Genomic DNA, 21619 nt, shown 5'->3' with positions numbered 1-21619 from the left:
AGCACGGCTATCGTAACCCCCGTTCGGGGGTCACGATCATCGGATTCGGCGAATGCTCACCAGATCGTCACGCGTTGCGCAGCCGGCAGGTGCAGGGCATCCCCTTCACCCACCCCGAATGCGGTGTAGAACGCGTCGATGTTGCGCACGATCTGGTTGCAGCGGAACTCGTTCGGCGAATGCGGGTCGATCGTGAGCAGACGGATCGTCTCGGCATCCCTGCTCTTCTGCTGCCAGGCTTGAGCCCAGGAGAGGAAGAGGCGCTGCACGCCGGTGTAGCCGTCGATGACCGGCGCCTCCTCGCCCGCGAGCGACAGCTCATAGGCCTTCAAGGCGATGCCGAGGCCGCCGAGGTCACCGATGTTCTCGCCGATCGTGAGGGCGCCGTTGACGTGGTTCTCCGCATCGAGCCCGACCGGCACGAGCGCGTCGTACTGGGCGATGAGCGCCTTCGTGCGCTCCTCGAAGGCGGCGCGGTCGGCGTCGGTCCACCAGTCCTCGAGCTTGCCATCGCCGTCGTAGCGGCTGCCCTGGTCGTCGAAGCCGTGCCCGATCTCGTGCCCGATCACCGCACCGATGCCGCCGTAGTTGGCCGCCGCGTCGCGGGACGCGTCGAAGAAGGGGTACTGCAGGATGGCCGCGGGGAACACGATCTCGTTCATCGACGGGTTGTAGTAGGCGTTGACCATCTGCGGGGGCATGTGCCACTCGGTGCGATCGATGGGCTGGCCGACCTTGTTCATGTTGCGGTCGTGCTCGAAGACGTTGGCGCGGCGGACATTGCCGAACAGGTCGGCGGCGTCGATCTCGAGCGTGGAGTAGTCGCGCCACACCTCGGGGTGCCCGACCTTCGGGGTGAAGGCGTCGAGCTTGGCGAGCGCCTTCTCGCGGGTCTCAGGGCTCATCCATTCGAGCTCCGTGATGCTCTGCCGGTACGCCTCGATGAGGTTGGCGACGAGCTCGTCCATCGCCGCCTTCGCGTCGGCGGGGTAGTGCCGCTCGACGTAGACCTTGCCGATCGCCTCGCTGAGCGCGCCCTCTGTCACGGAGACGCCGCGCTTCCAGCGCTCGCGGATCGTGGGGACGCCGGTCAGCTCGGTGCCGTAGAAGGAGAAGTTCTCCTGCACGAGGTCGTCGGTCAAGTACGGTGCCGCGGCGTGCACGACCTTGGCGCGGAGCCATGCCTTCCAGTCGTCGAGACGCTCGGGGACGAGGAGCGCGCCAAGGCCCTCGATGAAGCTCGGCTGCGCGACGACCACCTCGTCGAACGCCGCGGCGTTGGACGGCGTGACCGCGTCGCGCCACGGTGTCAGATCGACGCCGGCGAGCGCCTGGAGCTCGTCCCAGCTGGTGAGGTTGTAGGTGGCGACGGCGTCGCGACTGCGGACGTTGTCCCAGTGGTGACCTGCGAGCTCGTTCTCGAGCGCGATCGAGCGCTCGGCCTGCCCCGCTGCGTCTTCGACACCGGCGAGAGCGAGGAGACGCTCGAGGTGCGCACGGTACGCATCCCGTGTCTCGGCGAAGTTCTCCAGGCGGAAGTAGCTCTCGTCCGGCAGCGACAGCCCGGCCTGCACGAGCACGGGCAGATAGCGCTCCGGGTTGCCGGGGTCGCCATCGACGTAGACGCCGATGACGGCGGCGCGCCCGTCACGGTCGTAGGTGCCGATCACGCGCAGGAACTCCGCGATCGAGTCGATCGAGGAGATCTCGGCGAGCGTCTCGGACAGCGGCTGCACGCCGGCGGCGGCGATGCGCTCGGTGTCCATGAAGCTGGCGAACATGTCGCCGATCTTGCGGGCGAGGGTGCCGGGGGCGGCATCCTGCGACTCCTCGATGATCGCGCGGACGTCTTTCTCGGCCTGCTCCGCGAGCAGGTGGAACGACCCCCAGCGGGCCTTGTCGTCGGGGATCTCCGTGCGGTCGATCCACGCCCCGTTGACATGGCGGTAGAGATCGTCCTGCGGTCGGATCTCTGCACTGAAGTCGTCGATGGCGAGGCCTGCGGGAAGAACATCGGTCATGGGTGACAGCCTACGTCGAGGCACCGACAGAGCGGATGCTCCGCGCGCGTGCAACGCCGTCCGTGTCAGCGCCGCTGGAAGAAGCTCCTCCGCCGAGGAGCCTCCTGTTCGTCGGAGGAGGCCGACGCGGCCCTCGCCGCTCTTCTCCTGCGCCACGCCTCCACTTCGGCATCCGCGTCGCGCGTGCGGGTGACGACGGGCGGGCCTCCGAGGAGCTGACGCCTGGCCTCGACGACGCGGCGGTTGAAGTCCTCCAGCACAGCGCGGACATCGTCCTCGCGGGTCAACCCGTCGAGCTGGTCGTCGAGCTCGCGGTCCTCGACGCGGAGCATCAGGGCCGGAGGCCCGAGCCCGGTGAGGCTCTCCGTCTCGATCTTGCGCCGGATCCACCAGTCGGGGTCATGATGCGTGCCGAGCCCCTCGATCGGCTTGCCCGCTCCGGGGAGGTCGTCGAAATCACCACGGCGGATCGCGACCTGGATCGCGCTCTCCACGAACTCGTGCTTGTTCTCGGCGGTGAGGGTCACGGGCGAGGGCGCGGGATCGGCATCCTGCGCGCCGGTCTGCCTGGCCCAGTAGCGAGCCGCTGCGCCACGAGGATCGTCCATCGTCCACCTCCGGATGCCGGTTCCCCCAGCCTACGCCCCTACCCCTCCGCACCTGCTCTCTCCCCCTCACCCGCCGTCGCCCACCCCACCCTCCCGATGCGAGATCGAATAAGCACCCGAGCACGCAGTCGTTGCCAAATGCAAGATCGAATAAGCACCCGAGAGCGCAGGCTCCGGGGCCTATTCCATCCCGCATCGACGCGCGCGGTGGGGAGATCGAGAACGCACCGCGGAGAAGGAGCAACCGACGGCCGCGGCGCGGGGGTGTCGGACGCCACGGATAGGCTCGGAGCGTGACCGCGCGCGCAGCATCCCTCAATCGCGAGATCCTGCGCCTGGCCGTTCCCGCTCTCGGCGCCCTCGTCGCGGAGCCCGCCTTCCTCATGGTCGATGCGGCGCTCGTCGGACACCTCGGCGCGACACCTCTGGCGGGCCTGGGCATCGCGAGCGCGGTGCTGCAGACGATCGTCGGCCTGATGGTCTTCCTCGCCTATTCGACGACACCGGCCGTCGCGCGCCGGTTCGGCTCCGGCGACCACCGCGACGCCGTCTCGGTCGGCATCGACGGCATGTGGCTGGCGCTCGGGCTGGGCGCCGTGCTCGCCGCGGCAGGGGCGATGGCGTCGCCCTGGCTCGTCTCGCTGTTCGGTGCGACGGATGCCGTGACCGCCCAGGCCGAGACGTATCTGACCATCTCGATGTGGGGTCTGCCCGCCATGCTCATCGTCTTCGCCGCGACGGGGCTGCTGCGCGGGATGCAGGACACCATGACCCCGCTGTGGATCGCCGGAGGCGGCTTCGGCGCCAACGCCGCGCTCAACTGGCTCTTCATCTATCCCCTCGGCTGGGGCATCGCGGGCTCCGCCGCCGGCACCGTCACCGCGCAGTGGGCGATGGTGCTCGCCTACGTGCTCATCGTCGGCCGACTCGCCCGCAGGCACAACGCCTCGGTGCGCCCGCAGCGCGAGGGCGTGCAGGGCTCCGCGCGGTCGGGCGGGTGGCTCTTCCTGCGAACGGTGAGCCTGCGCGCCGCCCTGCTCGTGACGGTCGGCGTCGCGACCGGGATCGGCACGGACGAGCTGGCCGGCTGGCAGGTCGTCTTCACGATCTTCTCCGCGGCGGCCTTCGCCCTGGATGCTCTGGCCATCGCCGCCCAGGCGCTCGTCGGCCGAGGGCTCGGAGAGGGCGACGAACGCCTGGTCCGCCGGGTTCTGGCGCGCACCGTCGCCTGGGGCGCGTGGTTCGGAGTGATCGTCGGCGTGGTCATCGGCGTGCTCTCCCCCGTCATCGGGCTGGCGTTCACCGGCGACCCCGAACTGGCAGCCCTCATCCAGCCCGCGCTGGTCGTGCTCGCGGTGGCTCAGCCGATCGCCGGTGTCGTCTTCGTCTTGGACGGCGTGCTGATGGGAGCCGGCGACGCCAAGTACCTCGCCATCGCCGGCGGGCTGAATCTCGTGCCGTTCCTGCCCGCGCTGTGGATCGTCGCTCTCACCGGTGTGAGCGGATCGGCCGGCCTGATCTGGCTGGCGGTGGTCTTCTTCGGCGTGTACCTCTGCGCACGGCTGCTCACGCTGGGGTGGCGGGTGCGCACCGGCGGATGGCTCGCCCAGGTCGTCTGACCTGCGCCGCGCATCGCCAGAGCCCCGCGAGCGCCCGATGTCGTCCCGTCAGTATCCGGCGCAGTCGACGGGCGCCTGCGCGAGCGAACACACCGCACCCACCGACCCGCGTCCGAGATAGAGGCGGACGTCCGACGCCGCGAGAGCACCGAGCACGCCGATCCGCAGCGCCGCGACGTCGTAGCGGCCGTCGGGGAGCGCTGCCCAGTCCGCCGGCTCCGCCGCCCCCGTCAGCGGATCGTTCTGCGCGTTGACCACGAGCGAGACGACGCCGCTGAGGTAGAGCGTGCTGTAGACGAGGGACACGACGTTCAGCACGGCCGCGACCGGAGCGTCGAGCGCCTGCACCAGGCTCGCCACGGTCGGCAGGGCGCCCTCGATGATCCCTCCGACGAGGCCTCCGACACCGGAGACGAGTGCCTCCACGAGCGGATCCAGCAGGTCCAGGGAGATGAGGCCGCCCAGGAGCGAGGCGTCGACATCGACGACCGCGGTGTCGAGCGTGCCAAGAGGCGCGTCGAGTCCGATGGCGATCGTGGCGACGTTCACGACGGCCAGGCGCAGCACGACGGTCGCCCCGAGCTGCACGCGGATGCCGTCGATCGCCGCCTGCAGGGCGGCATCCACATCCATGACCCAGTCGTCCAGCGCCGAGGTGAGTGCGTCGGTGAGCGCCGTGAGCACGGCGGGGTTCGAGAGCAGATCGGTGTTCGGATCCAGCCCGTTCAGGTCGGACCGTCCGCTCTCGCCGTATGCCGCGCCGAGGAGCGCCGCGGTGTCGACCGTGATGGTCCCATCTCCCAGATCGATGCTCACGATCCCGGCGTCGTCCGCGATCGTCGTCGTCAGCAGAGCCGCGACCGCCGATGTGTCGATGGTGAGGATGAAGGAGTCGATCGTGACGCTGCCCAGGCTCAGGGTTCCGAGCACGCCGCTGAGCAGCCCTGCGATCCCGTCCCTGATCGTCGTGCGCAACGTGGTCTCGAGCGTGTCGACGGTCGCCTGCAGCGAGGTGATGATCCCGCTCAGCCCGGTGACCAAACCGCCGACCGTCGGCGAGGTGATCACGGTGTCGGCAGAGGCGACGAGATACTCGCGCGACAGAGAGGAGGCCAGCGCCGAGGCGCCCGACCACGCCGTCTCGCATCCGTCGAGCATCGCTCGGCCGGCGACGGCGCCGACCTCGAGGGAGACATCGGTCACTCCGCTGAGCGCGCCGGCGACGGCCGGGTTGATCTGCGCGAGGAGCTGCGACAGCTTCAGCTCCGCGAGCTCCGGATACCCGTTGCCGGGTTCGAGGCCGATGCCGCCGGTGTCGGTCACGTATCCGCCGGCGCCGGCTGAGACGCCGGTGTCCTGCGCCTGTCCGTACTGCCCGAGCACGCCCGTGCTGTTGTTCAACGGGAGCTGCAGGATGCCTCCGCCGAGATTCACGTTCACCGCGCTGAGCGCGGTGACGTTGAGCGGATTCGCCCAGGCATCCGGCCCGGTCGCAGGGTTCGCCCCTGCGGGCGTATGCACCGCGCGGCTGCCGTCGTTCGTGACCTCGACACCAGAGGCTTCGGCCAGGCTGTCGAGGTCGATGCCGAGGAGGGCCCCGCTGAGCGCCCGTCCTTCGCCGCGCGTCGCGAAGGCGTCGTCCGGCGCGGCGCAGTCGACGGCCGACAGCGGAGCGCTCGTCCATTCCGCATCGTTCCAGGAGGCGTTCGAGATCACGGATGCCTGCACGATCAGCGCCGCGGACGCCAGCATCGCGACCGCGGAGAACCGCCGGAGCATCCTTGCCCGCTCAGCCATGACGCACCTCTCGCGCGGTCACGAAGCGCCGACGGAGCAGGGCGGTCAGGCCGAGCCCGGTCATGCCCGCCGCCAGCACGGCCACCGGGACGAGATCGCCGAGATCGCCACCCGTGGAGGGAAGCACTCCGCCCTCGTCCTCGGTCTCCCCCTGCACGTGCAGGCCGACGCCGATGCGTGCCGAGGCGCCCGCCGTCTCGTCCTGCGATGCCGACGCGGCGAGCGCGATGACCACGAGCAAGTACCGCGGCGCATCGGCGCGCAGCTCGAGGAGCGGATGGACGGCGGCATCTGCCGCCCCGACCGCGGCCAGAGGCTCCTCGCTCACCACGATCTCCTCGACACCACCGCACCGAGGCTCGCCGGCGTCGCTGAAGGGCTCAGAGCAGCCGGTCACGCTGACCGTCATCCTGCCCGCATCGATGAGCTCGCCCTCGGCGTGCAGCTCGATGTCCAGGCTCGCGCGAGGCGCATCCGCGAGGGATGCCTCGATGAGCCACGCGCGCGAGTCGCCGGGTCGCAGATTCGACCACTGCGGCGTGCCTGGGTCGCTGCGCAGTGACAGATAGCCCGGCTGTCCTGTCTCGGCGACCTCCGACCACTCCGCCCACGCCCGGGTCGCGATCAGGGCGGAACCGGCCAGCACGAGCAGCACGCACACCGCGGCACACGCCGCTGTCAGCGCTCGCGCACCGCTCACCGTCACCCTGGTCATGCGAGCATCCCCGCTTCTCGGCGTTCGCGCCTGGTCTGCGGCGGGGCGGGCGCCGACTCCATGTCGACGGCAGCCGCCGGCGCCTCCTCGGCACCGACTTCCGCTGTCGCGTCAGCATCCGCGTCCTCCCGCACGTCAGGCGCGGCTTCCTCCTGCGGCCGACGCCGCGGCCAGAACGCCCAGGTCGCGATCGCACCGGCGAGCACCGTCAGGGTGCCCATCCCGACCGGCGACTGCAGCAGCATGATCACGGAGCCGACGAACGGCACCGCGAGCGCGACACGTCGCGCGTTCTCGACGACGGAGGGGCGCACATCGACGGTCTCGTTGTCGTCGCCCTTGAGCACGAGCTCCCTCGCACCGTCAGGGATGCCTGCCGTCGCCGCTGCGGGCTCGCGCACCTCGACCACTCGGTGCGTGATGGGCAGTCCCTGATCTCCCTGAACGGTCACGACGTCGCCCACGCGTATCTCCGCGGCATCCACCGGCAGGGACACGGCGGCCGCGCCCTGCGGCATCGTCGGGCTCATCGACCCGGTGCGGAAGACGATGATCGTCGCGCCCGTCGCCGCAGAGAACGCGAACCATCCGGCCATGGCGAGCACCGCCACGACGAGGAGCGTCGTGACGGTGCGCGCCAGAAGCCGGTGCGCGGTCGATGCGGCCGGATGCGTCATCGTCTTCGGTCAGCGCGGGAGGCGGCTCAGTCCACCGAGACGGAGGCGAACTGCCATGCCGGCGAGATCACCAGGCCCTGCAGCGTATCCGGCGAACCGGCGGGCAGGGTGATCGCGAAGCAGTAGTGCTGCGTGGATGCGCCGTCGGCGTCCAGGTCCTGCGTCGCCGTGGCCGCGGTGGCGAGGGTCGCATTGCTGACGATGGCGGTCCAGCCGGTGGCGTCGAAGCCCGTGTCGCAGGCCGTGGGTGCTGCCGACCCCGCGGCGGTGTACACCGTGGCGCGGACGGCGCTGAACAGGGCGGCGTCGTTGGCCGGCGCGGGGGCACCGGCTGCGGCGACCGCACCCTGCAGCGTGACGGTGGCGGCGACCGAATCGGCGTCCGTCTGCAGCGCCACCGGCGCGTAGACGGTGTCGCCGGGGGTCAGCTGGAGGGCTCCGGGCGAGAACAGCAGCTCGCCGCCGGGGTTCGCCTCCTCATTGGTCCACGCCGCGGCGTCGACGTCGGGATCGGTGTTCTGCAGCACCTCGAACTGGCTCGTCCCGATCCCTGGATCGCCGTCCGCTCCGCCCCAGACCCATTCCGAGTCGTTCCAGCTCGCCAGCGTGTAAGTCGCACCGACCCCGACCACCAGCAACCCGACGGCCACGGCGGCGATCTTCCTGTTGCGCCCCCAGGGCGCGCTCGACTGCTCCTTCATGACACTCCCCTTCATGCGGGGAGTGCTCGGATGCGCGGGTCCCCCAACCCAACTCCCCTTTCGGGATCAGGATGACGTATCGGATCCCGCCCGACAAGTGGCAATATTCCGGGATACCAGAAGCTCTCGACGCCTCAGGCCCAGCGACGGCACCATTCGTACATGATCACGGCTCCTGCCGCGCTGGCATTGATCGAGCGCGTGGACCCGTACTGGGTGATCTCGACGTGTCCGGATGCCACCGCGAGCGCCTCTTCCGAGAGCCCAGGACCCTCCTGTCCGAACAGCAGGACGCAGCGCTCGGGGAGGTCCGCCCTGTCGACGGGGACCGCCCCCTCCACGTTGTCGACGGCGATGATCGGCAGCGCGGCATCCGACGCCCACGCGGCGAAGGAGGCGACGTCCTCGTGATGCACGACGTGCTGGTAGCGGTCGGTGACCATGGCTCCGCGCTTGTTCCAGCGCCTGCGGCCGATGATGTGCACGGTGTCGGCGAGGAAGGCGTTGGCGCTGCGCACGATGGAGCCGATGTTCATGTCGTGCTGCCAGTTCTCGATCGCCACGTGGAAGGGATGCCGCCGGGTATCGAGGTCGGCGATGATCGCATCCATCCGCCAGTAGCGGTAGCGGTCGATCACATTGCGGGTGTCGCCGTGCTCGAGCAGCTCGGGATCGTAGTGCGGCTCGGTCGGCCACTCCCCGTCCCAGGGGCCGAGGCCGTGGGTGCTGCGCTCAGGGGTCTCGCTCACTCCGTCAGGCTATCCGGCATCCTCCGCCATCCGAGCCGCACCGATCTTTAGGTACACCGAAAACTCCGCTACGATTTCGGCATGCCTAAAAATTTGCTGGCCGACGACGTGACCCCGGTCCGCACCGCCCGCCCACCGCGGATCTGGTTGCTCGGCCCCGCGCTGGTCGCGGGCGTCGCGTACCTGGACCCCGGCAACGTCGCCAGCAACATGACGGCCGGAGCCCAGTACGGCTATCTGCTCGTCTGGGTGGTGCTGGCCGGCAATGTGATGGCCTGGCTCATCCAGTACCTCTCCGCGAAGCTCGGCGTCGTCACCGGGCAGAGCCTGCCGGAGGTGCTGGGCCGGCGCCTTCGCCGACCGCTGGCGCGCCGCGCCTACTGGCTGCAGGCCGAGCTCGTCGCGATGGCCACCGATCTCGCCGAGGTCATCGGCGGCGCGGTCGCCCTCAACCTGCTCTTCGGCATCCCTCTCCTCGCTGGAGGCGTCATCACCGGCGCCGTCTCGATGGCGCTGCTCCTCGTGCAGAGCCGCCGCGGCGCCCGCCCCTTCGAGTTCGTCATCATCGGCCTGATGGTGATCATCGCCGTGGGGTTCGTCGCCGGCGTGTTCATCGCCCCGCCCGATCCGGCGGGCGTCGCCGGCGGGATCGTGCCGCGCTTCGAGGGCACGGGCTCCGTCCTGCTCGCGGCATCCATCCTCGGAGCCACGATCATGCCGCACGCGATCTATGCGCACTCTTCTCTCGCCCGCGACCGGTTCGGATCGGCTGCCGCGCTTCCGTCAGACGAGGCCGCCCGCACGGAGCAGGGCCGCATCCGACGCCTGCTCACCGCCACCCGCTGGGACGTCACCATCGCGATGGTCATCGCCGGCTCGGTGAACCTCGGCATCCTGCTACTCGCGGCGGCGAACCTGGCCGGCGTCGAGGGCACCGATTCGCTCGAGGGGGCGCACGCCGCGCTCGCCGAGGGCCTCGGCCCCGTGGTGGCGACGTTCTTCGCCGTGGGGCTGCTGGCCTCCGGCCTCGCCTCCACCTCGGTCGGCGCCTACGCCGGAGCGGAGATCATGCACGGCCTGCTGCACGTGCGCATCCCGCTGCTCCTGCGGCGCCTCATCACCCTCATCCCCGCCCTGGTCATCCTCGGCCTGAGCGTCGACCCAACCCTCGCCCTCGTGCTCAGCCAGGTCGTGCTCTCCTTCGGCATCCCCTTCGCTCTCGTGCCGCTCGTCGCCCTGACCGCGCAGAAGCGCACCCTCGGCGTCTGGGCGAACCGGGGGTGGACGACGGCCGCCGGCATCATCGCCTCCGTGCTCCTCATCGCACTGAACGCGACGCTGCTCTACCTCGTGCTCAGCGGCGCCTGAGTAGGCTTGCCGGGTGGCATCCCCGGCAGCAGACGACTACTTGAAGACGGTGTACGCGCACACCGAATGGCAGGATGCGCCCATCACGCCCTCGGTGCTCGCCGCGAAGCTCGGCATCGCACCCTCCAGCGTGACCGAGATGGTCAAGAAGCTCGCCGCCGCGGGTCTCGTCTCGCACGTCCCGTACGGGGCCGTGCGCCTGACGGATGCCGGGACCGCACGCGCCCTGGCCATGGTCCGCCGTCACCGGCTGATCGAGACCTGGCTCGTGCAGGAGTTCGGCTACGGCTGGGACGAGGTGCACGACGAGGCGGAGGTGCTCGAGCACACCATCAGCGATCGGCTGCTGGAGGGCATCGACGAGCGACTCGGCCGCCCGCGGTTCGATCCGCACGGCGACGCGATCCCGGATGCGTCGGGCGCCGTGGCCAGGGAGCCGTTCGTGCTGCTCGCCGATGCCGCGCCCGGTCACGCCGGCCGGGTGCTCAGGGTGGACGATCGCGATCCCGACCTGCTCCGCGCGCTGGAGGCGTGCGGGCTCGGCGTGGGGCGGGAGGTGTCGGTCACGGCATCCGGCATCGAGCTCGACGGAGCATCCGCCACCCTCCCCGACGGCGCTGACGCGGTCGTCTGGATCTCGGCCTGACGAGGCGCGGACGGGCACGACCAATAGGCTGTTGCCATGGCACACCGCGATGACATCGAATGCTGGCTCACCGACATGGACGGCGTGCTCGTCCATGAGAACGACGCCATCCCCGGTGCGGCCGAGCTGCTCGCGGGCTGGGAGGCGAACGGCACGCCCTACCTCGTGCTGACGAACAACTCGATCTTCACGGCGCGCGACCTGTCCGCTCGCCTGCGCGCCTCCGGCCTGCACGTCCCGGAGGACCGGATCTGGACCTCGGCGCTCGCCACCGCCGACTTCCTCGCGCAGCAGGTGCCGGGTGGCACCGCGTTCGTCATCGGCGAGGCGGGCATCCTCACCGCGCTGCACGAGGCCGGCTTCGTGATGACCGAGACGGCGCCCGACTTCGTCGTGGTCGGCGAGACGCGCAACTACTCGTTCGAGGCGATCACCAAGGCGATCCGTCTCATCAACGCCGGGGCGCGCTTCATCGTCACCAACCCCGATGCCACCGGCCCGAGCGCCGACGGCCCGCTTCCGGCCACCGGCGCGATCGCCGCGCTCATCACGAAGGCGACGGGCAAGGAGCCCTACGTCGTCGGCAAGCCGAACCCGATGATGTTCCGTTCGGCGCTGAACAAGATCGGCGCGCATTCCAAGCGCACGGGCATGATCGGCGACCGCATGGACACCGATGTCGTCGCCGGCATCGAGGCGGGCCTGCACACCGTGCTCGTCCTCACCGGCATCAGCGATCAGGCCGAGATCGAGAAGTACCCGTTCCGTCCTGACGAGATCGTCGGCTCGGTCGCCGACCTTCTCCCCGAGGCCTGAGCACCGCCGCAGCGGCGGAGCGGATGCCGTCGAGAGGAGCCACCCATGACGCAGAACGACATGCTGTTCCTCGTCCTCATCCTCATCGGATTGAGCGCCTTGACGATCACGATCGTGCAGTTCGTGCGCTCCCGTCGCCGCGGCCCTGACGATCAGAGCTCGGGCAACTGGTGGGAAGGCCCCTGGGACGAGGACAAGAAGTGACGGCGCTCAGCTGAGCGCGACCGTGCGGAAGCCGGCGTTGCCCATCGAGGAGTCCGGCGTGTTCTGGGTGCGCGCGGAGTTGCGGTAGCGGTTGCAGTAGGAGATGTGGCAGAGATAGCTGCCCCCTCTGAGCACGCGACCCGCGCCGCGCTCAGGACCCTGCGGTGATGCGGAGGGCGAGCGGGCGTAGTAGTCGGCGCCGAACCAGTCGGAGCACCACTCCCAGACGTTGCCGACCATCTGCCACAGACCGTAGCCGTTGGGTTCGAACGCGCGCACGGGTGCGGTGGTGAGCCAGCCGTCGTCGAGGGTGTTCTCGGTGGGGAAGGCGCCCTGCCAGATGTTCGCCCGCCATCCGCCCTCGTCGACCTCTGCGTCACCCCAGGGATACTTCGCATCGGCGAGGCCGCCGCGGGCCGCGTACTCCCACTCGGCCTCGGTCGGCAGGCGCCTGCCCGCCCAGGTGCAGTACGCCATGGCGTCGTTCCAGCTCACGTGGGTGACGGGATGGTCTTCGAGGCCCTCGATCGAGGAGTCCGCGCCGCCGGGGTGGGCCCAGTCGGCGCCTCTGACGCCCAGCCACCATCCCGTGCCGGCCGCGCGGCTCATGATGTCGGCCTCCGGTGCGGCGACGGCGAGGTGGAAGACGGCGGAGAAGCCGAACTGCTCCGCCTCCGTCCGGTAGCCGGTGGCCTCGACGAACCGGGCGAAAGCCGCATTGGTCACCGAGGTCGTGTCGAGGGAGAACTCCGCCAGCCGCACCCCGTGCCTTGGCGCCTCGCCGTCTCCCGCGTTGCGGTCTCCGGAGGAGTCGCCCATCGCGAACTCGCCGGCCGGGATCAGCGCCTGGGGGATGTCATGCCGCCCCGAACCAGGCCGGATGGCGATCTGCATGGGAGCGGTCGTCCGCCTGACCGGCTCAGGACTGCATCCGCATGCGCATCCTCCTGGAGCGTTCGCATCCATCCCGCAGCCTCCGACCTCGCGCCTTCTCCATCGACGCTTCCAACCTATCGGCGACGCGCCGGTCGCCTCCGCCACGACCCGGCGGGGTGCGTCAGCTCAACCGCAGGCTCCGTACCGCCTCGACCGGCTCCGGCATCCGCAGCGGACGCGCACCCGGGGTGATCGTGCCCAGGATCCGCGCCGCGCCGGCACCCGTCGCCTCCGGGATCACGGCGGAGACGCCGTGCATCGTGCACCAGCCGATGAGCGCGAACAGGATCGCCTCCTTGGCGTCGGCCGGGGCGCCGAGCTCATCGGCGAGCACGACCTGAGCCTCGGGCAGTGCCGCACGCAGCCCGGCCATGAGGAGCGGATTACGGCATCCTCCGCCGGAGACGGCGAGGTAGCCGACCCCGGCGGAGCGGACGTCCTGCGCCACCGTGCGCACGGTCAGCTCGGTGAGGGTCCGCAGCACATCGGGCAGGCCGAGGCCCCGCCCGTCGACGTGCCGGCGCACGTAGTCGAGGTGGAAGTGCTCCTTGCCGGTGCTCTTCGGCGCGGGGAGCGCGTAGTACGGATCGGCGAGCAGCGCGGTCAGCAGGGACTCGTCGACGACTCCGGTGCGGGCGATCGCGGCATCCGCGTCGTAGCCGAGGCCGTCCGGCCCCCATGCCGACACGGCCGCGTCGATGAGGGCGTTGGCGGGGCCGATGTCATACGCGCTGATGCGGTCGCCGATCACGGTCATGTTCGCGATGCCCCCGAGATTGAGCGCCGCGGAGACGCCGGGGCGGCCGCGCAGGAGCAGCTCGTCGAGGAAGGACACGAGCGGGGCGCCGTGACCGCCGGCGGTGATGTCGCGGATCCGGACGTCGGAGATCACCGGCGCCCCGACGCGCTCGGCGATCCACGCCGGCTGGCCGATCTGCAGGGTGCCTCTGGCGTGGTCGCCCTCGACCCAGTGGAAGACCGTCTGGCCGTGGCTGCACACGGCATCCACCCCGCCGACCGCCTCCGCCGCGCCCGCCGCAGCATCCGCGAAAGCCTGCCCGATGAGGGTGTCGAGCTCGCAGACCTCGGCGAGGGTCGTCGGCTGCGGAGGAAGAGCCGCGACCAGGCGCGCGCGCAGCCGGGCGTCGTAGGGGATGCTGTCGGAGTGCAGCACCTCGCCGTGGAGCTCGCCGTCCGACTCGGTGAACTCCACGACGCTCACGTCGATGCCGTCATGAGAGGTTCCGGAGAGCATTCCGAGTACGCGCATGCGCCGTCCTTCCGTCGTCTCCTCCGAGGGTACGACGGATTTGTTAGGGATGCTGACGGATGCGTTCTCGCCCCGAAGACTCGCTGCGGCCTCGCGCGCCCATGGCCACCTGGCAGCGGCCTACACGCCGGACAGCTCCACGAGAGCCGGGCGCTCGCAGGTGCTGTCCACCACGACCGAGCAGCCATCCTCCGCGGCCCTCAGCACCGACAGCATGACGTCGAGCACGTGCGAGCCCACCGCGCCGGATGCCCGCGCTGCATCCGCTCCGGCGATCGCACGGTCATGGATGCCGATTCCGCGCCCCGCCTCGACGTACCCGGCAGACGGCTCGAGATCCGTCCACGCGTTCGTGCCGAGGGAGTTCAGGCGCACCGCTCCGGCGAAGTTGTTCGGATCGGGCACCACGAGGGACCCCGTCTCGCCGTGCACCTCGATGTTCGATGCCATGGTGGCTGTGGCGTCGAACGACATCACGAGCGTCGACAGTGCACCAGACGCGTGCGTGAGGACACCCGTGATGTGCGTCGGCGTCTCGACGGGGATCCGCTCCCCCTGCCGCGCGCCGGAGCCGATCACACGCTCATCCCTGGTGCGGCTCGCCGCGCCGATCACGCTCGACACCGGTCCGAGGAGCTGGACGAGCGCCGACACGTAGTACGGCCCCATGTCCAGCAGCGGGCCCCCGCCGGGCAGGTAGTAGAAATCGGGGTTCGGATGCCAGCGCTCGTGCCCCGGCGTCATCATGGTCGCCGTGGCCGAGATCGGGCGTCCGATGAGCCCGTCGTCCACCGCCTTCCGAGCGGTCTGGATGCCGGTGCCGAGCACCGTGTCGGGCGCGCACCCCACCCAGAGCCCGGCTGCGGCGGCCGCATCGAGCACGGCGGCGGCGGACGCGGCATCCGCGGTCAACGGCTTCTCGGTGTAGACCTCCTTGCCCGCGGCGATCGCCTTCAGCGCGACCTCGGCGTGCGCCGCCGGGATCGTGAGGTTCACGACGAGCTGCACGGCGGGGTCGGCGAGCAGCTCGTCGATCCCCAGCGCCCTGACTCCCGGCACGCGGGAGGCCACCTCAGCGGCGCGCTCCGGCACGAGGTCTGCGACGGCGACGAGCTCGACGCTCGCCAGTCGCGAGAAGGTGTCGAGGTACTGGGCCACGATGCTGCCGCATCCGATGATCCCGACCCGCAGCGGCGTCACCGGCTGGCCCACAGCATCCCCCGTTCGATGATCGTCCGCACGTTCGCGTCCTGCAGCACGTCGACGGAGTGACCGGGGGTCGCGACGAAGATGCGTCCCTCGCCCCAGAGCCTCGTCCACACCACCGGCGAGACGATCGGCCGGTGCCACGGATGATACGGCTGCACGGGATGCGTGGTGGTGGCGAGCACGTCGATGAGATCGTCGTGCAGCACCCAGTACTGCTCGGTGTCGAGGTCGAAGTCCTCGATGCCGGCCATGATCTCGTGCTCCCGTCCGAGCGGGGTCACCTCGACGGTGTACCGCAGGAAGTTGTCCTGCTCGCCGCCCGGCCGCTCATCGGGATGCCGGCCAGGATGCGTCGCGAACTGTCCGCCGACGAGCTGCAGGTAGTCGGAGCTGTTCCGATACGAGTCGGCGATGCCGCCGTGCCAACCGGCCATGCCGGTTCCCGCTTCGATCGCCGCACGCAGGCCCTTCAGCTCCGCGGCCTCGATCGTGCTCATGGTGTTGCTCTGCACGATGAGGTCGACGCCGGCCATCGCCTCGGCATCCGCATAGACGGCTGGACCTTCTTCGATCCTCACCTCGAACCCCTGCTCGCGCAGGAAGGGGACGAAGAGCTCCGTCGCCTCGACGGGGTGATGCCCGTCCCACCCCCCGCGCACGATGAGTGCTGATCGCGTCCTGCTCACGTTGCTCCTTCGCGTTCGTCTGGACATCAGGTCGTCCTCGATATATGTTGCCAGAAGCAACTTTTAAGGGGAAGCCCGTCGAAGGAGATGGTGGACATGCGCGTCGCGATGATCGGTCACGGATTCATGGGCGCCGCCCACTCCCAGGGCTGGCGCACCGCCCCGCGATTCTTCGATCTGCCCCTGCAGCCCGAGATGACGCTGCTGGTGGGAAGGGATCCGGAGCGCGCTGCCGCAGCCGCCGCGCAATGGGGATGGGCCGAGCACGCCACCGACTGGCGGGAGACCGTGCAACGCGACGACATCGACGTCGTCGACATCGTGACGCCCGGCGATACGCACGCGGAGATCGCGCTCGCGGCCCTCCAGGCCGGCAAGCACGTCATCTGCGAGAAGCCGCTCGCGAACACCGTGGCGGATGCCGAGGAGATGACCGCGCTGGCCGACCGCGCGGCGGAGCGCGGCGTCCGGTCGATGGTCGGCTTCACCTATCGTCGGGTGCCGGCGGCCGTCTTCGCGAAGAGGCTCGTCGCCGAGGGCCGCCTCGGGGAGATCCGCCAGGTCAGGGCGGAGTACCTGCAGGACTGGCTGACCGATGCCGAGGCGCCGCTGACCTGGCGTCTGCAGAAGGACAGGGCAGGATCCGGCTCGCTCGGCGACATCGGAGCGCACGCGATCGACATGGTCGAGTATGTCACCGGCATCCGCCTCTCAAGCGTCTCCGGCATCCTCGAGACGCTCGTCGCGGAGCGCCCTCTGATGGCTGAGGGCGTCGGCCTGTCGGGAACGGCCTCCGCCCAGCGCGGTCCGGTGACGGTCGACGACGTCGCGCTCTTCCACGGCCGGTTCGAGAACGGTGCGCTCGGCTCGTTCGAGGCGACCAGGTTCCGCACCGGACGCAAGAACGCGTTCCGCTTCGAGATCTCCGGGTCGCTCGGCGCCCTCAGCTTCGACATGGAGCGGATGAACGAGCTGGAGTTCTACGACGCCACCGCACCGGGGCTGGAGCTCGGCTTCCGGCGGATCCTCGTCACCGAGCACGACCACCCCTACACCGGGTCCTGGTGGCCGACGGGGCACATGCTCGGCTACGAGCACGGCTTCTCGCACCAGGTCGTCGACTTCGTCCGCGCGGTCGCCGAGGAGACGCAGCCGCGACCGTCGTTCGCCGATGCCCTGCACGTGCAGCGCGTGCTGGATGCCGTCGAGCGCAGCTCCTCCGCGGGGAGCGCGTGGACGGCGATCGGCTGAGCGGGACGGCCGCACGCCGCTGAGCCGCCCCCGCCTCGGCTGAGTTCTCCTGCACAGGCGCACCGGATTCAGGGTTATCCACCGTCCCCGTGAGACGGAGCATTGCGGGCGTATCTTCTCTGGTGAGACCCGCCCGCCACGAGGAGAATGGAGCCGTGTACGTGTCGCCTGAGATCATCGCCGTCGTGCTGAGCGCGCTGGGGATCGTGCTGAGCCTCGGGATCGCCGGGTTCAGCGGTTTCGCCTGGGTGATCCGTCGCATCGATGGCACCGACGCGAGACTGAACAATCGAATCGACTCCGTCGAAGGCACACTCACTCAACGCATCGACGACGTCGAAGACAAACTCACTCGACGCATCGACTCCGTCGAAGACAAGCTGACCCAGCGCCTCGACGCCCTCGCCGCTGAGATGACCGAGGTCAAGATCGCTGTAGCGCGCCTCGAGGGCCCCCCGCGGCGACTCTACATTTCCGAGGCCTGACGGCATCCAGCGAGAGCGAGGTGGCCCGCAGCCTCCGCGAGCCCTACCGGAGGACGAAGGCGGCCGCGCCGATGAGCGGGCCCTCGTCGCCGAGGCCGGAGCGGACCACGCGCGTGCGACGGGAGTACTCGTGCGCCGCGCTCGCGGTCAGTGCCGCCTGGACGAGCTCGATGTAGTCGTCCGAGACTCGTGAAAACCCGCCGCCGACCGCCACGACGTCCAGGTCGACGAGCGTGGCCGCGTCGGCGAGCGCCTCGCCGACTGCGCGGGCGGAGCGCTCGATGGCGGCTCTGGCCACGGTGTCTCCGGCTGCAGCATCCCTCGCGAGGTCCTCGCCGGTCCGCCCCGTCCAGCCCTGAGCCTGCGCCCACGCCGCGCTCGCGGGGCCCGAGGCGATCTCCTCGAGCGTCAACCCGCCCTCCCGGCGCACCTGACCGAGGTGGCCGGCGTTCCCGCTCGCTCCCGGCACGTAGGAGCCGTCGACGACGAAGCCGCCGCCGACACCGGTCGACACGACGATCGACAGGGAGGCGCGCGCCTCGCGCGCCGCCCCGAGCCACGCCTCGGCGAGCGCGAGCGCGCCGCCGTCGTGGCCGAAGACGACCCGTACGTCCTGTCCGAGGATGCCGGATGCGGCGGTGCGCACGGCATCCGCCAGCCGATATCCCCGGGCCTGCGGCATGTTCACCGGAAAGATCTGCCCGGTGCGGCGATCCACCGGACCGGCGCTGCCAACGCCACCGCCGATGAGGTCCGCCCCCTCGGGGAGACGGGCCAGCGCATGCACGACGACCGCGGCCACGGCGTCGTCCAGTTCCGCCCCCGTGGCGGCCCTGCCCGTCTCACGACGGCTGCGGCTGCCGGGGACGAGCACACCGCGCTCCGAGACGAGCGCCGCCTCCAGCTTCGTGCCGCCGACGTCGACGGCCAGCGCAAACCGGGTCACTGCGGGTCGAGCCCGAGGTCGTCGAGGTCGAAGGCCGCGCGCCATTCCAGGCCGGCCTCCTCGATCGCCGCCTGCGCTCCGGTCTTGCGGTCGACGATCACGGCGACGGCGACGACCTCCGCACCCTCGCGGCGGAGTGCATCGACCGCCTTCAGCGCCGACTGGCCGGTCGTGGAGGTGTCCTCGAGCACGACGACGCGCTTGCCGGCGACATCGGCTCCCTCGATCTGGCGACCGCGGCCGTGGTCCTTGGGCTCCTTGCGCACGACGAAGGCGTCGAGCGGACGCTCTGCCGCGACGGATGCGTGCATGACGGAGTTGGCGATCGGATCGGCGCCCAGGGTGAGCCCGCCGACGGCGACGACGTCGAGGTCGGAGATGAGGTCGAGCATGATGCGCCCGATGGCGGGCGCGGCCCTGTGATCGAGCGTGAGCTTGCGCATGTCGACGTAGTACGTCGCCTTCTTGCCGCTGGAGAGGGTGAAGTCGCCGTGGAACACCGCCTCATCCGTGATGAGGGAGAGGAGGGCTGAGCGGTCTGCGTCGAGTGCGGTCACGGCATCCAGTGTAGGAGGTGAGGTGCGGGACACCGGTCTCCGATCTGGACCGGGGAGTGCGACGCGTCTATCGTGACGGGAGGCCCGAACGAAGGAGCAGCCGTGTTCGCATTCGACCCCTACGCCGCACTCGCCGAGCTGCGCCCGGTGGCGCCGCTGAAGCTCACCAGCCCCGACTTCGCCGCAGGCGGCCCGCTTCCGCTGTTCGCCTGGTCCGCCGATCGCGGCGGCGAGGACAGGCATCCGACGCTGCGATGGTCGCAGCCTCCGGCGGGGACGCAGAGCATCGCGATCAGCTGCTTCGATCCGGATGCTCCGACCGGCTCGGGCTTCTGGCACTGGGCCGCCTTCGATCTGCCCGCCACGACGACAGCGCTGCCCTCGGCGGACGGCAGCGCCGACACCCTCCCCACCGGCACGGCGGTCATGCCGAACGAGGCCCGTCTCCCGCGCTACATCGGGGCTGCCCCTCCCGCCGGCACCGGGGTGCACCGCTACTTCTTCGTCGTGGACGCGCTCGATGTGCCGGCTCTCGGCCTCACCGGTGAGGAGACGCCGGGCATCCTCGGCTTCCACCGCCACTTCCATACCCTGGCACGAGGCGTGCTCGTCGGAACGGCGGATCCCGCGGAGCACTGACGCCGTCGCACGCGGGAAGGATCGCCGCGTCGGAGGGCACAATTAGGCTGGTTCCATGCGCCTGGCCACCTGGAACATCAACTCGATCCGCACGCGCGTCTCCCGCGCCGTCGACTTCCTCGTCCGCGAGGACATCGACGTCCTCGCGCTGCAGGAGATCAAGTGCAAGCCCGAGCAGTTCCCCTACGCCCCCTTCGAAGAGGCCGGCTACCACGTCGAGGTCCATGGCCTGAACCAGTGGAACGGGGTCGCGGTGATCAGCCGCGAGCCGATGACGGATGTCTCCACCGCCTTCGCAGGCATGCCCGGCTTCGCCAAGGGGCATGAGGGCCCGGATGCTCCGCTCGAGGCGCGCGCCCTCGGCGTGACCACCGGAGGTGTCCGCGTCTGGAGCCTGTATGTGCCCAACGGGCGCTCGCTCGACGACCCGCACTACGCGTACAAGCTGCACTGGCTCGAGGCGCTGCGGTCGGCGACGGCCGCGGAGATCGCCGCGAAGCCCGCGCTCCCGCTCGCCCTCGTCGGCGATTTCAACATCATCCCCTTCGACACGGACAACGGCGACCCCGACATCGTCGAGGGCGTCTCGACGCACGTCTCCCCGCCCGAGCGTCAGGCCTTCTTCGCCCTGCAGGAGGCCGGCGTCACCGACGTCGTCCGTCCACTGCTCCCGGAGGGCTACACCTACTGGGACTACCAGCGCCTGAAGTTCCCTCGCAACGAGGGCATCCGCATCGACTTCATCCTCGGCTCGCCCGCCCTCTCCGACGCCGTGTCCGGCGCATCGATCCACCGCGAGGAGCGCAAGGGAGAGCAGCCGAGCGACCACGTGCCCGTCGTCGTCGACCTCGACTTCGGTGCGGCCGAGGAGGACGACGACCTGCCGATGATCTTCGCCTGATGGCGCTGCCCCGCCTCATCGCGAGCGATCTCGACGGCACGCTCCTCGGCGATGATTCGACCGTCTCCCCACGGACGAGGGCGGCGCTGGACGCGGCCAGGGCCCGCGGCATCCTCGTCGTGCCCGTCACGGCTCGCCAGCCGATCGGTATCCGCGCCGTCGCCGCGGGCGCGGGATTCGAGGGCTGGGCGCTCTGTGGCAACGGCGCCTTCGCGATCCATCTGACGACGGGCGAGCTGCTCTTCCAGCGCGAGGTCGCCGTCGACGTGCAGCGCACGCTCGCTGCCGCCCTCGCCCCGCGGATCCCCGGTCTCCGATACGCGAGCGTCAGGGATGCCGGTGAGGGCTTCGTCGCCCAGACCGGATACGCGGCTCTCGCCGCTCTGAGCGATCACAAGCGCGACCCGGCGACGATGGGCGCCTTCCCGCTCGACGAGGTGCTTGGTTCGCCGAGCCTGAAGCTCGTCATCCGGCATCCCGACGTGACACCGGCCGAGATCTACGCGGTCATCGCCGAGCTCGGCCTGGCCGGGTTCGAGGCCACCACCTCTGGGGCACCCTTCGTCGAGATCATGGCGGCCGGCGTCACGAAGGCATGGGGGCTGGAGCAGCTCTGCACACATCTCGGCATCGCGTCATCCGAGGTGCTCGCCTTCGGCGACGCCCCGAACGACGTCGAGATGCTGCAGTGGGCAGGTCGAGGCATCGCGATGGCGAACGCCGACGACATCGTGAGGGATGCCGCCGACGAGCTCGCGCCAGGCACGAACGACGAGGACGGCGTCGCCCTCGTCGTGGAGGCCCTACTGGCGTAGCGC

The 21619-nt window shown here is 70.3% G+C and carries 23 protein-coding genes; 10 read left to right on the top strand and 13 right to left on the bottom strand.

Going from position 1 to position 21619, the window contains the following annotated elements:
- Positions 1 to 56: 56 nt before the first annotated feature.
- On the bottom strand, positions 57 to 2021 hold the full coding sequence (locus ACWGJP_RS07100; RefSeq protein ID WP_452329047.1) for a M13 family metallopeptidase: 1965 nt from the start codon (positions 2019 to 2021) through the stop codon (positions 57 to 59).
- A gap of 65 nt (positions 2022 to 2086) precedes the next feature.
- Positions 2087 to 2629, bottom strand: a complete 543-nt coding sequence (locus ACWGJP_RS07095; RefSeq protein WP_452329046.1) for a DnaJ family domain-containing protein — start codon at positions 2627 to 2629, stop codon at positions 2087 to 2089.
- A gap of 293 nt (positions 2630 to 2922) precedes the next feature.
- Here ACWGJP_RS07095 and ACWGJP_RS07090 point away from each other — a divergent pair, with 293 nt between their 5' ends.
- Positions 2923 to 4248: an MATE family efflux transporter gene (locus tag ACWGJP_RS07090; protein WP_452329045.1), complete on the top strand. Its 1326-nt coding sequence runs from the start codon at positions 2923 to 2925 to the stop codon at positions 4246 to 4248.
- A 48-nt stretch (positions 4249 to 4296) separates the two neighbouring features.
- Here ACWGJP_RS07090 and ACWGJP_RS07085 read toward each other — a convergent pair whose 3' ends face one another.
- The 5 genes from ACWGJP_RS07085 to ACWGJP_RS07065 form a co-directional block, all read right to left on the bottom strand.
- Positions 4297 to 6045 (bottom strand): choice-of-anchor G family protein, encoded by a 1749-nt coding sequence (locus tag ACWGJP_RS07085; protein WP_452329044.1) that lies wholly within the window; start codon positions 6043 to 6045, stop codon positions 4297 to 4299.
- Positions 6038 to 6760, bottom strand: a complete 723-nt coding sequence (locus tag ACWGJP_RS07080; RefSeq protein WP_452329043.1) for a hypothetical protein — start codon at positions 6758 to 6760, stop codon at positions 6038 to 6040. Before ACWGJP_RS07080 ends, ACWGJP_RS07085 begins: the two co-directional genes overlap by 8 nt.
- Entirely contained in the window at positions 6757 to 7437 is a 681-nt protein-coding gene (locus ACWGJP_RS07075) for a signal peptidase I (RefSeq protein ID WP_452329042.1), read from the bottom strand. The genes ACWGJP_RS07080 and ACWGJP_RS07075 overlap by 4 nt, the downstream gene beginning before the upstream one ends.
- A gap of 26 nt (positions 7438 to 7463) precedes the next feature.
- Positions 7464 to 8138: a SipW-dependent-type signal peptide-containing protein gene (locus ACWGJP_RS07070; protein ID WP_452329041.1), complete on the bottom strand. Its 675-nt coding sequence runs from the start codon at positions 8136 to 8138 to the stop codon at positions 7464 to 7466.
- A gap of 134 nt (positions 8139 to 8272) precedes the next feature.
- On the bottom strand, positions 8273 to 8887 hold the full coding sequence (locus tag ACWGJP_RS07065) for a TrmH family RNA methyltransferase (RefSeq protein WP_452329040.1): 615 nt from the start codon (positions 8885 to 8887) through the stop codon (positions 8273 to 8275).
- Between the two features lie 81 nt (positions 8888 to 8968).
- On the opposite strand from ACWGJP_RS07065, the gene ACWGJP_RS07060 reads away from it, so the two are divergent.
- Genes ACWGJP_RS07060 through ACWGJP_RS07045 form a run of 4 tightly spaced genes read left to right on the top strand, consistent with a single transcriptional unit; the run spans position 8969 to position 11921 of the window.
- Positions 8969 to 10255: an Nramp family divalent metal transporter gene (locus tag ACWGJP_RS07060; RefSeq protein WP_452329039.1), complete on the top strand. Its 1287-nt coding sequence runs from the start codon at positions 8969 to 8971 to the stop codon at positions 10253 to 10255.
- Between the two features lie 13 nt (positions 10256 to 10268).
- Positions 10269 to 10901: a metal-dependent transcriptional regulator gene (locus ACWGJP_RS07055; protein WP_452329038.1), complete on the top strand. Its 633-nt coding sequence runs from the start codon at positions 10269 to 10271 to the stop codon at positions 10899 to 10901.
- A 36-nt stretch (positions 10902 to 10937) separates the two neighbouring features.
- Entirely contained in the window at positions 10938 to 11717 is a 780-nt protein-coding gene (locus ACWGJP_RS07050; protein WP_452329037.1) for an HAD-IIA family hydrolase, read from the top strand.
- Positions 11718 to 11762: 45 nt separating this feature from the next.
- The gene (locus ACWGJP_RS07045) at positions 11763 to 11921 is read left to right on the top strand and encodes a hypothetical protein (protein WP_452329036.1); all 159 of its coding nucleotides are present in this window, start codon (positions 11763 to 11765) and stop codon (positions 11919 to 11921) included.
- A gap of 6 nt (positions 11922 to 11927) precedes the next feature.
- On the opposite strand, the gene ACWGJP_RS07040 is transcribed toward ACWGJP_RS07045, so the two are convergent.
- From ACWGJP_RS07040 to ACWGJP_RS07025, 4 genes are all read right to left on the bottom strand, one after another.
- Positions 11928 to 12887 carry a formylglycine-generating enzyme family protein gene (locus ACWGJP_RS07040; RefSeq protein ID WP_452329035.1) on the bottom strand — a complete coding sequence of 320 codons (960 nt, stop codon included), beginning with the start codon at positions 12885 to 12887 and terminating at the stop codon, positions 11928 to 11930.
- Positions 12888 to 12978: 91 nt separating this feature from the next.
- Positions 12979 to 14127: an anhydro-N-acetylmuramic acid kinase gene (locus ACWGJP_RS07035; protein ID WP_452329034.1), complete on the bottom strand. Its 1149-nt coding sequence runs from the start codon at positions 14125 to 14127 to the stop codon at positions 12979 to 12981.
- A gap of 120 nt (positions 14128 to 14247) precedes the next feature.
- On the bottom strand, positions 14248 to 15339 hold the full coding sequence (locus ACWGJP_RS07030) for a Gfo/Idh/MocA family protein (RefSeq protein ID WP_452329033.1): 1092 nt from the start codon (positions 15337 to 15339) through the stop codon (positions 14248 to 14250).
- Complete coding sequence (locus ACWGJP_RS07025) at positions 15324 to 16049, bottom strand: ThuA domain-containing protein (RefSeq protein ID WP_452329032.1); 726 nt, start codon at positions 16047 to 16049, stop codon at positions 15324 to 15326. The genes ACWGJP_RS07030 and ACWGJP_RS07025 overlap by 16 nt, the downstream gene beginning before the upstream one ends.
- A gap of 81 nt (positions 16050 to 16130) precedes the next feature.
- Between ACWGJP_RS07025 and ACWGJP_RS07020 the strand changes: the two genes are divergently transcribed.
- Both ACWGJP_RS07020 and ACWGJP_RS07015 read left to right on the top strand, forming a co-directional pair.
- On the top strand, positions 16131 to 17273 hold the full coding sequence (locus ACWGJP_RS07020) for a Gfo/Idh/MocA family protein (protein WP_452329506.1): 1143 nt from the start codon (positions 16131 to 16133) through the stop codon (positions 17271 to 17273).
- Positions 17274 to 17428: 155 nt separating this feature from the next.
- The gene (locus tag ACWGJP_RS07015; protein WP_452329031.1) at positions 17429 to 17758 is read left to right on the top strand and encodes a hypothetical protein; all 330 of its coding nucleotides are present in this window, start codon (positions 17429 to 17431) and stop codon (positions 17756 to 17758) included.
- 43 nt (positions 17759 to 17801) lie between these two features.
- On the opposite strand, the gene ACWGJP_RS07010 is transcribed toward ACWGJP_RS07015, so the two are convergent.
- On the bottom strand, positions 17802 to 18704 hold the full coding sequence (locus ACWGJP_RS07010) for an ROK family protein (RefSeq protein ID WP_452329030.1): 903 nt from the start codon (positions 18702 to 18704) through the stop codon (positions 17802 to 17804).
- Positions 18701 to 19261, bottom strand: a complete 561-nt coding sequence (gene pyrE / locus ACWGJP_RS07005) for an orotate phosphoribosyltransferase (RefSeq protein WP_452329029.1) — start codon at positions 19259 to 19261, stop codon at positions 18701 to 18703. Before pyrE ends, ACWGJP_RS07010 begins: the two co-directional genes overlap by 4 nt.
- Before the next feature lie 102 nt (positions 19262 to 19363).
- Between pyrE and ACWGJP_RS07000 the strand changes: the two genes are divergently transcribed.
- The 3 genes from ACWGJP_RS07000 to ACWGJP_RS06990 are packed head-to-tail and all read left to right on the top strand — an operon-like array spanning position 19364 to position 21616.
- A complete protein-coding gene (locus ACWGJP_RS07000; protein ID WP_452329028.1) occupies positions 19364 to 19900 on the top strand; it encodes a YbhB/YbcL family Raf kinase inhibitor-like protein in 537 nt (178 codons plus the stop codon).
- Positions 19901 to 19955: 55 nt separating this feature from the next.
- Positions 19956 to 20801: an exodeoxyribonuclease III gene (locus tag ACWGJP_RS06995; protein WP_452329027.1), complete on the top strand. Its 846-nt coding sequence runs from the start codon at positions 19956 to 19958 to the stop codon at positions 20799 to 20801.
- Positions 20801 to 21616 carry a Cof-type HAD-IIB family hydrolase gene (locus ACWGJP_RS06990; protein WP_452329026.1) on the top strand — a complete coding sequence of 272 codons (816 nt, stop codon included), beginning with the start codon at positions 20801 to 20803 and terminating at the stop codon, positions 21614 to 21616. Before ACWGJP_RS06995 ends, ACWGJP_RS06990 begins: the two co-directional genes overlap by 1 nt.
- Positions 21617 to 21619: the final 3 nt, after the last annotated feature.

This window comes from Microbacterium sp. NPDC055903, assembly GCF_053615555.1.
The sequence above is the reverse complement of the archived record's forward strand: the minus strand, read 5'-3'. Positions and strand labels throughout refer to the sequence as shown.